The organism is Aminobacter sp. LjRoot7 (genome assembly GCF_964252895.1).
GTDB classification, from domain to species: Bacteria; Pseudomonadota; Alphaproteobacteria; order Rhizobiales; family Rhizobiaceae; genus Aminobacter; species Aminobacter aminovorans_B.
In genome coordinates, this window is record NZ_CAXUPX020000018.1 from 50,197 (window position 1) to 64,128 (window position 13,932).

The 13,932-nt window shown below is 63.3% G+C and carries 12 protein-coding genes and 3 pseudogenes; 11 read left to right on the forward strand and 4 right to left on the reverse strand.

The window, feature by feature from the left end; genetic code table 11:
• Window positions 1-10: 10 nt before the first annotated feature.
• Together ACSQ3E_RS29400 and ACSQ3E_RS29405 are read right to left on the reverse strand one after the other, a co-directional pair.
• Window positions 11-1,069 carry a phosphotransferase gene (locus ACSQ3E_RS29400; RefSeq protein ID WP_436125345.1) on the reverse strand — a complete coding sequence of 353 codons (1,059 nt, stop codon included), beginning with the start codon at window positions 1,067-1,069 and terminating at the stop codon, window positions 11-13.
• Entirely contained in the window at window positions 1,062-2,060 is a 999-nt protein-coding gene (locus ACSQ3E_RS29405; RefSeq protein WP_436125346.1) for an NADPH:quinone oxidoreductase family protein, read from the reverse strand. The genes ACSQ3E_RS29400 and ACSQ3E_RS29405 overlap by 8 nt, the downstream gene beginning before the upstream one ends.
• A gap of 129 nt (window positions 2,061-2,189) precedes the next feature.
• Between ACSQ3E_RS29405 and ACSQ3E_RS29410 the strand changes: the two genes are divergently transcribed.
• From ACSQ3E_RS29410 to ACSQ3E_RS29460, 11 genes and pseudogenes are all read left to right on the forward strand, one after another.
• Complete coding sequence (locus ACSQ3E_RS29410; RefSeq protein ID WP_436125347.1) at window positions 2,190-2,984, forward strand: ABC transporter ATP-binding protein; 795 nt, start codon at window positions 2,190-2,192, stop codon at window positions 2,982-2,984.
• Window positions 2,985-3,695 (forward strand): ABC transporter ATP-binding protein, encoded by a 711-nt coding sequence (locus ACSQ3E_RS29415; RefSeq protein WP_436125348.1) that lies wholly within the window; start codon window positions 2,985-2,987, stop codon window positions 3,693-3,695.
• Between the two features lie 28 nt (window positions 3,696-3,723).
• Window positions 3,724-4,920 (forward strand): ABC transporter substrate-binding protein, encoded by a 1,197-nt coding sequence (locus ACSQ3E_RS29420; RefSeq protein WP_436125349.1) that lies wholly within the window; start codon window positions 3,724-3,726, stop codon window positions 4,918-4,920.
• On the forward strand, window positions 4,920-5,774 hold the full coding sequence (locus ACSQ3E_RS29425) for a branched-chain amino acid ABC transporter permease (protein ID WP_436125350.1): 855 nt from the start codon (window positions 4,920-4,922) through the stop codon (window positions 5,772-5,774). The genes ACSQ3E_RS29420 and ACSQ3E_RS29425 overlap by 1 nt, the downstream gene beginning before the upstream one ends.
• Window positions 5,767-6,756, forward strand: coding sequence for a branched-chain amino acid ABC transporter permease (locus tag ACSQ3E_RS29430; RefSeq protein ID WP_436125351.1), 990 nt, complete (start codon window positions 5,767-5,769; stop codon window positions 6,754-6,756). The genes ACSQ3E_RS29425 and ACSQ3E_RS29430 overlap by 8 nt, the downstream gene beginning before the upstream one ends.
• Window positions 6,753-7,658, forward strand: coding sequence for an amidohydrolase family protein (locus ACSQ3E_RS29435; protein ID WP_436125352.1), 906 nt, complete (start codon window positions 6,753-6,755; stop codon window positions 7,656-7,658). Before ACSQ3E_RS29430 ends, ACSQ3E_RS29435 begins: the two co-directional genes overlap by 4 nt.
• Before the next feature lie 16 nt (window positions 7,659-7,674).
• Entirely contained in the window at window positions 7,675-9,246 is a 1,572-nt protein-coding gene (locus ACSQ3E_RS29440; RefSeq protein ID WP_436125353.1) for an AMP-binding protein, read from the forward strand.
• Window positions 9,247-9,326: 80 nt separating this feature from the next.
• On the forward strand, window positions 9,327-10,355 hold the full coding sequence (locus ACSQ3E_RS29445) for an MBL fold metallo-hydrolase (protein WP_436125354.1): 1,029 nt from the start codon (window positions 9,327-9,329) through the stop codon (window positions 10,353-10,355).
• A 66-nt stretch (window positions 10,356-10,421) separates the two neighbouring features.
• The gene (locus ACSQ3E_RS29450; protein ID WP_436125355.1) at window positions 10,422-11,423 is read left to right on the forward strand and encodes an NAD(P)H-dependent flavin oxidoreductase; all 1,002 of its coding nucleotides are present in this window, start codon (window positions 10,422-10,424) and stop codon (window positions 11,421-11,423) included.
• Between the two features lie 116 nt (window positions 11,424-11,539).
• Window positions 11,540-11,683 (forward strand): annotated as a pseudogene (locus ACSQ3E_RS29455) (IS3 family transposase); the annotation flags it as partial.
• Between the two features lie 307 nt (window positions 11,684-11,990).
• Window positions 11,991-12,677: an antitoxin Xre/MbcA/ParS-like domain-containing protein gene (locus tag ACSQ3E_RS29460; protein WP_436125356.1), complete on the forward strand. Its 687-nt coding sequence runs from the start codon at window positions 11,991-11,993 to the stop codon at window positions 12,675-12,677.
• A gap of 111 nt (window positions 12,678-12,788) precedes the next feature.
• On the opposite strand, the pseudogene ACSQ3E_RS29465 reads toward ACSQ3E_RS29460, so the two are convergent.
• Window positions 12,789-13,330, reverse strand: a pseudogene (locus ACSQ3E_RS29465) (IS5 family transposase); the annotation flags it as partial.
• A gap of 2 nt (window positions 13,331-13,332) precedes the next feature.
• A pseudogene (locus tag ACSQ3E_RS29470) lies at window positions 13,333-13,563 on the reverse strand (IS21 family transposase); the annotation flags it as partial.
• Window positions 13,564-13,932: the final 369 nt, after the last annotated feature.

A 13,932-nucleotide genomic window follows, 5' to 3' on the forward strand; every position in this document is an offset into this window, starting at 1 on the left:
GTCGTCTCCCCTATCGACCCTGCGCCGCTTCCGCGCCGCGATCGGCAATGGTGCGGGTATGGGTCAGGAATGCCAGCGCGTTGTCCGAGGTGGCGCTGCCCTTCATGCCCCGGACATAGATGCCGGCCGAAATGGCAGCCAGGCGAAACAGCGAGAAAGCCATGTAGAAACGCCACTGCGCGTCGCTGACCGCGCGGCCGGTGCGCCGGCTGTACCGGTCAACATAATCCGCTTCATCGGGAATGCCCTCGGGGACCTTCCCGTCGAAACCCGGCTGCATCGGCAGCGAAAGGCGATAGACCATGCAGTTGTAGGCAAGGTCTGCGAGCGGTTCGCCGAGCGTGGCAAGCTCCCAGTCGAGAATGCCGATCACCTTCGGCTCGACGGGATGGAAAACGAGATTCTCCAGCCGGTAGTCACCATGCGCAATCGTCGTTTCACCGTGGCAGGGCGCATGAGCCGGAAGCCAGTCCATCAGGAATGTCATCGCCTCGATATCGGTGATGCCGGTATCGCGATATTGCGTCGTCCAACGCTTCATCTGCCGATCGACATAACCGCCCATGCGGCCGAAATCCTCGATGTCAGCCGCCTTCAGATCGACGGCATGAAGGCGGGCGAGCACCGCGCCCATCTCGTCATAGATCGCCGAACGCTCGGACCTATCGAGGTCGGGGAGCCGTGGGTCACGAAAGATACGCCCGTCCAGGTGGTCCATGACATAGAAGGGCGTGCCGATGATCGAGGGATCGTTGCAATAGAGCCGCGCCTTGGGCACCGGGATGCCCATCGGATCGAGCGACGTGAGCATCCGGTATTCCCGGTCGATGGCGTGGGCCGATTCGAGCAGCACGCCCGGCGGCTTCTTGCGCATGACGTAACGGCGGTCGGATGTCGCAAGCGCGTAGGTCGGATTGGACTGGCCGCCGGCATATTGCCGCACGTCGAGCGGCCCGCGATAGCCTGCGAGGTGCTGGCGGAGATAGGCGTCGAGGCGCGGCAGATCTAGCATGTGCTGCGGCCGCACCTCGCCGAGCCGCGCGTCGGCCGAATGATCGATCTCAGGCATGCGACCCGTCCGGCACCACGACGATCTTGCCGATGACGCTGCGCGAGCCGAGATAGTCGAGCGCTGCCGGCGCCTCGCTCATCGGCAGTGTCTTCCAGATATGCGGATCGATCTTGCCCGCGGATGCGAGTTCGCCGAGCGCGCGCATGTTGTCGGCCGCCAGCTTTGGCTTGCGGGCCTTCCAGGCGCCGTAGAGCACGCCGACAACCGAGATCTCCTTCACCAGCGCATGATTGGTCTTCAGCATCCCATATTGTCCGCCGGCGGCACCTATGATGAGGATGCGACCCTCCTTGGCGATGGCGCGCATGGAGATGTCGAAAAGCTCGCCGCCGACCGGATCGTAATAGACATCGGCGCCGCGCCCGCCGGTCAGGTCGAGCAGGCGCTGGCGCACGTCTTCCGTGCCCACGGTGATGATGTCGGGATAGCCCATGGCGCGCAATGCGTCCGCCTTGGTGTGGTCGCCGACGGTTCCGATGACGCGCGCGCCGAGCGCCCTGCCGATCTGCATCGCCGAGAGCCCGACACCGCCCGCTGCGCCATGCACCACCAACGTTTCGCCGGCCTCGAGTTCGCCCCGCTGGACCAGACCGTGATAGCCCGTGGCATAGACGACCGGGAAGGCGGACGCCTTCACGTAATCCATTGCCGCCGGCAGCGGGATGAGAAGCGACTGGTCGACGACGCATTCCTCGGCGAACAGGCCCTGCAATTCGGAACTGCCATCGATGATGACCCGGTCACCCGCCTTGTAGCCCTCGACCTCAGGGCCGACTTCCAGCACGTCGCCAGCCGCCTCCAGGCCGGGCACGTAAGGCGGCGGCGTGGGAATATGATAGCCGCCCTCAGAGGCCAGCCTATCGGGAAAATTGACGCCCGCCGCCCGGATGCGGACCCGGACGTCACGCGGTCCCACGCTCCTCAGCGCATGTTCCTGCCAGCTCCATTTGGCTGGCTTGCCCTGCTCCAGACATACTAAAGCGCGCATCTTTGCTTCTTATCCTAACGTTTGTTCAATTGATGTTGACACCATGTCACGAGCGGTCTATTTGATCAAGCGCTCGTTAGAAAATTGTGCAAGCGAGTGGTTCCACAAGCCGCCGGAAGAGGAGTTCGGATGGCAATCGTCGCCGCCATAAACCAGCCATCGACGGTCGAATCGCCACGGGGATCGCCCGACGGCCAGCCCGCGGCGATCGCCTGCCAGGGCGTGTCGCGCAACTTCGGCGGCCTCAGGGCGCTGGTCGATGTGACTTTCCAGATCTCCGCCGGGGAGATACTCGGCATCCTCGGGCCCAATGGCGCCGGCAAGACCACCTTGATCAATGTCCTTTCAGGCCTGTACCCGCCGAGCGCCGGTTCCGTGCATATCCATGGCGAGGACATAACCACGCTCTCGATGAGTGACAGAGCGCGGCACGGGCTGCTTCGCACCTTCCAGAACACGCGGCCGAGCACCGAGCTGACCGGCAATGAAATGCTGCGGCTTGCCTCGCTCTCGCCGCACGCATCGGCCGGCGGCCGCGCTTATTCGGCGCGCGAACTGCTCGAGCTCTTCGCGCTGACGTCCTATGCGGACACGATCCTCTCGGACCTGCCCTACGGCGTGCAGAAGATGATCAATCTCGCCGCGGTCGCGCTCTGCCGGCCGCGCGTTCTCCTGCTCGACGAGCCCTTCCAGGGCGTCGCGGAATCCGAGATCGAGAGGCTCTCGGCGGTCATCCGTCATTTCGCCGGCACCGGCGTCGCCATCGGCCTGGTCGAGCACAATGTCAAATCGGTGATGCGGCTCTGCGACCGGGTGATGGTGCTCGATTCCGGGCGGATGATCTTCGAGGGCAAGGGCGCGGACGCGATCCGCGACCCGAATGTCCAGGCCGCCTATCTCGGCAAGCGTTTCGGGGGAAATTGAATGGGAGAGGCGCTCGCTGTCCGCAATCTGTCAGCCGGCTACGATCGATCGGTCGTGCTGCATGACGTGACGCTGAGCGTGCCGATCGGCGCCAGCGTCGCGATCGTCGGCCCGAACGGCGCCGGGAAGTCGACATTGCTGAAAGCCGTGTCGGGCATCGTCAAGCCGGCGCGCGGGCAGATCTCCATGGCCGGTCAGGATGCGTCCGGCTGGTCGTCGGACCGCATCGTCGCCAGCGGCATCGTGCATGTGCCCGAGGGCCGTCAGGTTTTTCCCGGATTGTCGGTGGCCGAAAACCTCTGGCTGGGCGGCTACGCAAAGCCGCACCGTCGCAAAGACCTTCTGGCCTTCGTGCTGGACCTGTTCCCCCGTCTCAAGGAGCGTCTCGAACAGGCCGCAGACAGCTTGTCGGGCGGCGAACAGCAGATGCTGGCCGTCGGCCGTGGCCTGATGTCGGAGCCCAAGGTGCTGATGCTCGACGAGCCGACGCTCGGCCTGGCGCCTGTCGTCGTCGAGATGATGATCGAGGCGCTCGTCAATCTCAAAAAGCATTCGGAGCTGTCGCTGCTGGTCGTCGAACAGAGCGTGCAGCTGACGCAGGGCCTCTGCGAGCACAGCTACATCCTGGTCGACGGGCGGGTTGCCGCATCGGGACCGACCGATGAGCTGCTCGGTGAGGACGTCATGAAGATCTATCTCGGCTCGCATTGAACATTGCAACCCAAGGGAGGAATCAGGGATGCTGCTTCTGTCGAAAATCAGGAAAATCGGGCTCGGCGTGGGAAGCGCCCTGCTCATGGCGACGTCTTCGGCCTTCGCCGCCGAAACGCTTACCTTCTATGACCTGGAGTCGCTGAGCGGCCCGGGCCAGACCAACGGAATCGCCCAGGCCAATGCCGTCAAGCTCGCTGTCGACGCGATCAACAAGGCCGGCGGCCTCAAGGTCGGCGATACCACATACGAGATCGAACTCGACGTCCATGACGACCGTTCGGCCGCGACATCCGGCGTGACTGCCGTGCAGAAGATGCTGTCCTACGGCAAGCCGGTGCTGATGGTCGGTTCGCTCTCCGGCGCGGTGACCGGCGCCTACGCGCCCATCGTCCGCGATCGCGACGACGTGATCAGCGTCGTGCTCGGCGCGGCGATCACCATCACCGAGAAGGACAAGTCGCTCTACCATCCGCGCGTCGCCGTAGCCCAGTACACGACCTCGACGGTCAAGTACATTGCCTCGCTCGGCAACATCAAGCGCGTGGGCATCCTGACGGACCATAAGCATAGCGGCTTCGTCCAGCAGACGCCCGTCCTCGAGGAACTGCTGACCAAGCAGGGCATGGAAGTCGTCGGCAAGGAGGATTTCTCCTTCGGCGCGACCCAGTTCGGTCCGCAGATCACCGCGCTGGTACGCGGCAATCCCGATATCATCAACATCCGCGGCTATGGCGGCGACGTCGCCCGCGCGATCAAGCAGGCGCGCGACCTCGGCTTTACCGGCCCGATCGTCTCCAGTTCCGGCACCGTGGCGAAGGACGTGATCGACGCCCAGGCGGAGGCATCCATGGCCAATGTGCGCGACCTCTTCGTGCCGCTCGCCAACGACCTGATCGAGGGTGGGCGAAATGCCGACAAGGCCAAGGCCTTCGAGGAAGCCTACAGGGCCGCCTATGATGACGCCAGCGGCGCGACCTCGCTCAGCGCTTACGGCGGCGTCTTCGTGCTCGCCCGCGCGCTCGAAAAGGCCGGCACCGTCACCAACATTCTGGCAATCCGCAAGGTGCTCGACGACCTGAAGGTCTCCGACGTACCCGAGATCATCGAGCCGATGATCCCGCAGGACGACGGCAGGATCTTCAAGAACCACCAGTCCTACTTCGCCCTCGTCGTGCGCGAGTGGAAAGACGGTCGCTTCGTTCCGGTGGGCTTCGTCGAATAATGCAGGATCTCGTCAACGGCCTGGCGCAAGGCGCCATCTACTCGCTCGCCGGAGTCGGGCTCGTCCTGATCTTCAGCGTGGTGCGGGTTCCAAACTTCGCTCATGGCGAACCGGTCATGGTTGCGGCGATGCTGCCGGTCACCCTGATGGCGGCGTTCAACATGCCGTTGGCGCTTGCTCTTGTCGTCGGCGTGGCCGTGGCCATTGCCATGGGATATTTCCTGTCCGCCGCGGTCTTTTCGAGACTCGGCGGATATCCGGAAGTATCCCTGCTGATTGTATCGCTGGCGCTGGTGGTGATCATCAGCTCGGCGGGGGTCATGGTGTGGGGCGACAGCCCCCGCCAGACGCCGGGCAGTCCGTCCGAGGTCCTGACCATCGGCTCCGCCCGCGTCCCCGTCATGTGGATCATCATCTTCGTGGTGGCGCTTGTCGCCACCGTCGCCCTGGACGTCTTCATACGCTTCACGGATCCGGGCCGCGTCATGCGCGCCATGGCGCTCAACCCGTTTGCCGCCAAGCTCATGGGCATTCCGGTGTCGCGCTATCACGCGCTGGCCTTCATGATCGGTTCGGGCCTGGCCGGCGTCGCCGGCGCACTCTTCAGCCTTGCCTTCGCGGTCCAGTCGACAATGGGGGCGGCCATCGCGCTCAAGGCGTTCATCGTCATCATCTTCGCGGGCGTCGGGTCGATCTGGGGCGCCTTCATCGGCGGCCTGATGCTCGGCCTGGTGGAATCCTTCGGCGCCAGCTACCTGTCGAGCGGTTATCGCGACACGTTTGGTTTCATCTTCCTCCTGGCCGTTCTGCTCATCAAGCCCAGCGGGCTGTTCACGAGGGGGAACCATGGCTAGGCATCTGTCTCATGCAGGCTGGGTCCTGCTCATCGCCGGCCTGGCTGTCATCTTCTTCATGGATGACGGCTACATCACCACGGTCGCGCTCCTGATGATGCTCTGGGCGATCCTGGCGATCGGCCTGAATTTCATCCTCGGCTATGCCGGCTATTTCCATCTCGGGCTGGGCGCATTCTATGGGCTGGGCGCCTATGGCGCGGCGGCGCTGAGCACCCGCTTCGAACTGCCGATGATCGTGGCGCTGGCCGTCATGCCGATCGCCGGCGCCATCGTCAGCGCCCTGGTCGGGCCGCTGGTGCTGCGTACCCGCGATCTCTATTTCGCCGTGGCCACGCTCGCGCTCGGCATGATCGTCTCTGACATCACCAACAACTGGGTCGACGTGACAGGTGGCCCGATCGGTATCGGCGGCATTACCCGGCCTGGCATCATCGGCATCGGCGACTTCTCGATCGACGGGCGCACGCTGCCCGGCATGTTCCTGTTCGTGAGCGCGATCTTCATCGGCGTGATGATCCTCGCGGCGATCGCCCGGCGCTCGAATTTCGTGCTCATCCTGCGCGGCATCAAGTCCGACGACCTGATGACACGATCCTTCGGCTTCCGGACGACCTACTACAAGGTCGCCGCCTTCTCGATCTCCGGGGCGATCGCATCGCTCGGCGGCGTGCTCTATGCCCATATCGTCCAGTACATCTCCCCCGAGCCCTTCACCTTCTTCTCCGCCTCGTTCCAGGCCTTCGTGGTGCTGGCGGTGGGCGGGCTCGGCTCTCTCTGGGGCCCGGTACTGGGGGCAATCCTGCTGACCGGCCTGCCCGAAGCACTCGATCTCGAGCCGCATATGAAGCTCGTGATCTATGGCGCCGTGCTGCTGGTGGTCACGCTGGTGCTGCCGCGCGGCCTTGCATCAGCTGGACAGGTGATCGCCCGCCGGATACGGGCCCGCAAACAATCACAGACCAAGGAAATCCAAGCATGATCGTCGACGCAATTTCCAGCTTCGTCCCCTCGCCCGAGGCCTTCGCCCGCGCCCAGCAGACGCTGGCCCGCATGGACGGCTATCTTGAGCATTTCGACCCCGCCTCGGTGGCGGGCAAGTCGCGCGCCCAGATCGAAGAAGAGGCGATGGCGGCGGGCCGGAAGATGTGCCCGACCGATGCGGAATTCTTCGGCATGCTCGACAGCGCCAAGGTCGACAAGGCAGTGGTCTATAACGAGCTCTATGCAAAGTCGGTCGGCGTGGCGACTAGCACCAACGAGGCCGTAGCCGAGTTCGTCGCCAAGGATCCGCGCCTCGTCGGCATGGGCGGCGTCGACCCTTGGGACGACGCCTCGGTCGACGACATGGAGCGCAGCGTGCGCGAACTCGGCATGAAGGGCTTCGTGCTCTCGCCCTTCAAGCAAAAGCTTCTGCCGACCGAAGGCCGGCTGTCGCGCGTCTTCGCCAATTGCGAGCGGCTCGGGGTGCCGATCCTGCTGCATGGCGGCATTAACTGGTGGAAGGTCGTGCCCTACGATATTGGCCATCCCCGCTATATCGACGCCATGGCCAATGCCTTCCCCAAGCTCAAGGTCGTGGTGCTGCATGCCTGCTGGCCCTGGGTCGCCGACGGCGTCATGGTCGCCTGGCGCCATCCCAACGTCTTCCTCGACATCTCCGCCCACCGGCCGAAGCATTTCACCGCGCCGTCCTCGGGCTGGGAGCCGCTGCTCTACTACGGAAACCGCATGCTGCAGGACAAGGTGATCTTCGGTTCCACCTGGACCCTGCTCGGCACCACGATCGGCGCGCTGGTCGACGAGGTTAAGGCGTTGCCGCTCAAGGAGGCGGTGATCGACAAATGGCTCGGCGGCAACGCCGCGCGGGTCTTTGAACTCTGACTGGAGACCTCCCCCGATGACTTCGATGATGATGACGGTCGGCGACATCCTGCGCCTCAACGCGATGAGCATGCCGGACAAGCTCGCCTTGGTGAGCGGCAATGAACGCATCAGCTATGCGGAGATCAACCGGCGCACCAACCGCGTCGCCAATGCCCTCCTGCGGGGCGGCATCGGCCGCGGCGACCGCGTCTGCGTGCTCGGCTACAACACGATCGACTATTTCTGCCTGTATTTCGCGGCGGCCAAGATCGGCGCCATGATGGTGCCTATGAATTTCTGGCACCGGGCGGAGGAGCATAACTTCACGCTCAACGATGCCGAGCCGTCGCTTCTACTCTACCAGCGGGACTTTGCCGCCGTGCTCAACGAGGCGATGCAGGGCCTGTCGATTCGTCGCATCGAGATCCCCAAGGCGGGCGAGGAAGCCGGCGCCGAGTGGAGGCAATATCTCGAGGGCGCGTCCGAGGCGGAACCGGATATCCGGGCGGAAGCCGACTGGGATCACATCATCATCTATACCTCGGGGACGACCGGGCGTCCGAAGGGCGCGCTGATCAGCCAGGGCCGCACCGTGCTGGATGCGCTGGCCATGGCCGGCGGTCTCGGCGTGCGCCAGGACGATATCTTCCTCAACTATTTCCCGCCCTTCCATATCGGCAACTGGGACCACCAGAAGCTCTTCCTGCTGGTCGGCGCCACCGTCGTGCTGCAGGCGCAGTTCGCGCCGCCGGAAGCGATTGCGACGATCGAGAAGGAGAAGGTCACCGTCATCCTCTCGGTGCCGACCATGCTGCACGCGCTAATCAGCCACCCGGATTTCGACCGGCGCGACGTCTTCTCCGTGCGGCTGCTCTATTACGGGGCATACGACCCGAGCGGTATCCTCGACCGGGCGGCGGAGAAGTTCAAAGTCCGCGAAGGCATGTGCTCGATGGCGCATACCTATGGGCTGACGGAAGCCGGCTGTTTCGCCTCGCTCTGCCGGTCGCATGACGTGCTCGACCATTGGGGTTCGATCGGCCGCGCGCTGCCGGGCGTGGAGCTCGAACTGCTCGACAACGACGGCAAGCCCGTCGGCACCGACGAGCCCGGCGAGGTCTGCCTCAAGGGTCCGCGCATGACCGGCTACTGGCGCAACCCCGAGGCGACCGCGCAGGCGCTCGCCGGCGGCTGGCTGCATACCGGCGATATCGCCATCCGCGACAAGGACGGCTACCTCTTCCTGGTGGACCGCAAGAAAGACATGATCCGTTCCGGCGGCCAGAACGTCTATTCCAAGGAGGTCGAGGATTGCATCAGCTTCCATTCGGCAGTGGCCGACAATGGCGTCATCGGCCTCGACGACCCCATCTATGAGGAACTAGTCTGCGCTGTCGTCGTGCTCCGGCCCGGCTATGAGCCCTCGGACGAACTGGCCAGCGACATTTCGGCTTTCGTGCGGGCGCGCAAGGCGGGCTACAACGTGCCGAAGAAGGTCGTTTTCCTCGACGCCCTGCCCAAAAACGCCGTCGGCAAGATCCAGAAGCATGTTCTGCGGGAACAGCTCAGCGGCAAGAGCCAGATGAGGAAGCAAACCACGGTTTGACGCGTCGGTTGCGATTTTTCGCGCACCGGCCAAGATCGCAAGCCCGCCCGAAACTTTGTCCTTTTCAGATTGGAATGATCATGCATGCCGCGCTCAGCTTTGCCCAGCCCGTCCCGCCTGCACCGGGGCGGACGATCGAGGTGGCGGACGGCATCTTCTGGGCGCGGCTGCCGCTCCCTTTCCAGCTCGATCATGTCAACGTCTACCTGCTAGAAGACGACGGCGGCTGGACGGTGATCGATACCGGCACGGACAGTCTGACCAATCATGACCACTGGAACCAGTTGCTCGCCGAGACAGTCCCCGGCCGGCCGCTCAGGCGCGTCATTGTCACGCATTTCCACCCCGACCATGTCGGCGTCGCTGGATGGCTGTGCCGGAGCCACAACGTCCCGCTGGTCATGACCGAGAGCGAGCTGGCGCTGGCCCAGCGCATGCTGGCGACCGAGGAGACCACCACGCATGCGCGGTTCCACAGCATCTACCGGCTCAACGGCATGGAGCCGGACCTGGCCGATCAGGTCGTGGCAAACGGGCATGACTATCATCGCTGGGTTTCCGAACTGCCTGATGAGGTCACGATCCTCCACGCCGGCGAGGAATTCAGGATCGGCAAGCGCAATTTCCGCCTCATGGTCGGCGGCGGCCATTCGCCCGAGCACGCAATGCTATATGACGCCGAGGGCAAGGTGCTGATCTGCGCCGACCAAGTTCTGGCGCGCATCTCGCCCAATATCAGCATCGTGCCTAGCGACCCCGAAGGCAATCCGCTGTCCTACTATCTCGATTCGCTGGAGATGCTGCGACGGGAAGTTCCGGACTCGGCTCTCGTCCTGCCGGGGCACGACATTCCCTTCCACGGCCTGCATGCCCGCGCCCAGGCCCTGCGCCTGCATCATGAATCCCGCTGCGCGGCGATCGTCGCCGCCTGCCGGCACCGGCGGCTCTCGGCCCGCGAACTCGTTCCGCATACCTTCCTGCGCGAGTTCGACCACCGCCAGATCGGGTTCGCGCTGACCGAGACGATCGCGCATGTCAACTTGCTCCTCGCGACGAGGCAGCTTTCTGCATCGGTCATCGACGAGGTCAAGAGGTTTACGTCGATCTGAACGCTGAACCGACCATGTAATTTCATCGGCCGTCATACGCGACCGGACAAGACAGGATGATGTCACATGCCCCTGCCACGGCTTCTCGAAAACAAGCTCCGCCTGCCGGTCATCGCCGCGCCGATGTTCCTGGCATCGGGTCCCGATCTCGTGGTCGAGACATGCAAGGCGGGCGCCCTCGGCACCTTTCCCGCACTCAACCAGCGCACCACACAGGGCTACGACGATTGGCTCCAGGAAATCGCGACACGGCTCGCCGGACATCCGGATGCCGCCCCTTTCGGCGTCAACCTCATCGTCCACAAGACGAACAGCCGCCTGCAGGCCGATCTCGAAAGGACGGTGGCCCACAAGGTGCCCGTGGTGATCACCTCGCTCGGTGCGGTCCGCGAGGTCGTCGACGCCGTTCATTCCTACGGCGGCGTAGTTTTACACGACGTGATCTCGCGCCGCCATGCCGAAAAGGCGGCCGAGGCGGGCGTCGATGGCATCGTCGCCGTCTCAGCGGGCGCCGGCGGCCATGGCGGAACCATCAGTCCCTTCGCGCTCGTGGCGGAGATCGCCTCTTTCTTTCCCGGCGTGATCGCGCTTTCCGGTGCCATCTCGACAGGGGCGCAGATCGCGGCGGCCCTGATGATGGGCGCCGATCTCGCCTATATAGGCACGCGCTTCATCGCCACGCAGGAATCGATGGTCGATGCAGATTTCAAGCAGATGCTGCTCGACAGCAATGCGAGCGACATCATCTACACACCCAACATTTCCGGCATCCCAGCCAACTTCCTCCGCGCGAGCATAGTCGCGGCCGGACTGGACCCCGATAATCTTCCCGCACATGGAAACATGCAGGTTGAAAGCGAGGCGAAGGCTTGGAAAAATTACTGGTCGGCCGGACAGGGTGTCGGCTCGATTCTCGACCTCCCATCGACTGGTGACCTGTGCGGACGCTTGGTCGGCGAGTACCGGGATGCCATTCGTCGCCTTGTAGACGGGGGGAGATTGGAAATGAACGGGACTAAGCGCGGAAATATCGCCATCGTCTCCGGCGCAGTAACGTGTCCCCGCTGATTCTGTGCCCTGGGATATCGGAGGCGACCTTCTACAATTGGCGCAAGCGACATGCCGGCCTGGTGCCGTCGGAGGTGAAGCGGCTGGGCCAGCTCGAGCAGGAGGCGACGAGATGCAACCAGACCTCGGCGATCGACTTCGTCCACGATCAGCTTGCGACCGGCAGGAAGCTGCGTGTTCCCACCATCGTCGATGCCTGGTCGCGCTTCTCACCAGCAGTCGATCCTCGATTCAGCCCTCGCGGCGAGGACGTCGTCCAGATCGACTATGCCAACACTGCGGAAGTCATTGTAGGCATGATCCGTCACGGTATCGATTGGACAAAGGTACCTGGCCGAGCATCCCGACCACGGAGGAGCCCCCCAGGGGAGCGGATCGTGGCGCAGATCGCATCGAAGGGAGGGTATCGATGAAAGCTTTCTTGCATTCGCCTAGCCGGCAAAAGGCGTTGAGCCGACTTCGTTAGTCGCCAGTTGATCGGCGGGGCAGTTTCGCAATGATCAAAGACGCCCCGTGATCGAATCTCCAGCTTGATGCTCTCTTTGCATTGGCAAGGATTAATTGGAAATGTCCGAAGATATTTACACGCGCGGAATAACTCTTGTCAACAAGTACACCGAGTTCTTCTTCAGTGAGCTGAAGAATATACTGGCCGTTGGCGGTGAGAGTACTACTGGGTGGCCGCCCGCGAAGCGGAGATCGTTCGATGCTGTCGCCCGCCAGGCGGCGACGCAGCTGCCGAGTAGCATATCGCCCGAACTGCCTGATCTGGCCTCGCAGTTTATCCGTGCCCTTGCTGCCGAGGCGTCTCGCCAGTGCGTGGCAGGTGAGGGTGGCGATCCTGGAATGTTGGCGCAGCCAGCGACCCTGTCGACGCAAGGTCAGGCCCGTGGCGGCGATCTCGACTCCATGACCATCGAGGAGTGGGCTGGCCGCGTGGCGGGAGCTACCTATCTGGAAGAGAACCTCCGCATACCACGATCTACCTTGCACCGGTGGTTCCGTTGCAACGAGGTCATCGCGTTGCGAAAGGGCCGGCAGCGTCATGTGTTCCCCCTGGCGCAGTTCGTCGATGGAAGGCCTGCTTCCGGCATTCGTGACGTGCTGGCGCACATCACCCATCCGCGGCAGGCTTGGCATTGGATGATCCACCCATCGCCTGTGCTCAATGGCCGGATCCCGATCGATCTGCTGAAGCAGGATCTGGTCGGCGACGTCGTTTCGGCGGCGAAAGAGCATTCCCTGGCATCATAGGTTTCGTCGCGCAGCCTCTGGCGGTGTCTGAATGGGAATGAGCGCCGTGTTTCAGGCCCTTGCGAGCCGTCGGGTGAGCATGCGGATGTTTGCAATGAGGACCCAGGCCTATGCGGATTCGATGGATCGCTCGAAGCCCTTGTCTAGCCTGCGGCAACTGCCCAGCCATGCGAAGATCCTCTCAACGCCCCATCGGCGGGGCAGAACCTCGAAGCCTTTGGCGCTGTCCGATCGCTTGATGATCTCCATTGTGAACTTGTCGATCTTTTGCAGGGCACCCCGCAGTTTCGGCCCGGCATAGCCGCCGTCGGCGAAGACATGGCCAGCGCTTGAGTATGGACTTCAGGAAGGCCGGCGCGGTCTTGAATGTCGGCGGCGTGAACGGCGACGCCGACCAGCAGGTCCAGCGTGTCGACGACGATGTGGCGCTTGCGGCCCATGATCTTCTTGCCGGCGTCGAAGCCTCGTATTCCGCCGCTTTCGGTGGTCTTGACCGACTGACTGTCGATGACGCCGGCGGACGGGCTCGCCCCCCGGCCTTCCCGTTCGCGCGCCGCCATGACGAGTTCATTGTTGACGGCGCGCAGCAATCCTTCGTCCCGCCAGCGCCAGAAGTATTTCTGCACCGTCGAGAACGGTGGGAAGTCCTTCGGCGGATCGCGCCTAACTGGATCGCCTCGATGACGGCGTAGGTCACGATATCCAGGATCGCCTCCATCGGCCGCAGGATCTGAACGAACTCAGCTTCCGCGATTGCTCATGCGCGCTTCCATCAGATGCCGCAGATACTGGAACGCTTCGGGCAGACCCCAGTCCTGCAGGGGGCGAGCTGATCGAGCGCGTTGGGCTTGGTCTCGATCAGCGACAGATATCGCGCCATCTCAGAACCAGGCGGCAATCCCGCGAAGCGGGTCGTGCCCGAGTGAAATTCTGCCATGCCGTACCGCCTGCACTCTGCGTGACCGGACGTATCGCAGTCGCGGCCTGTCGGCATAACGCGCAACCCTTTCAAGAGGCATTGGATATGCTGGCCGATCGGCGGCTAAAGTGCATTGCATGTCCCGATCTTCTCATCTCATGCGAAGCTGCCGGCTGCCGGAACAACTACCATGTGCATGCGAAGGTACTGAAATCCTTCACATAAACTGTGCCGTATGCACACGACCAAAAGACATGCACGGCAAAACGGGAGCCACACCAATGGCTTAACACGTTCTGGGCATGCGCTTTTATCTCGCCGTCTTAATCGGTAGTA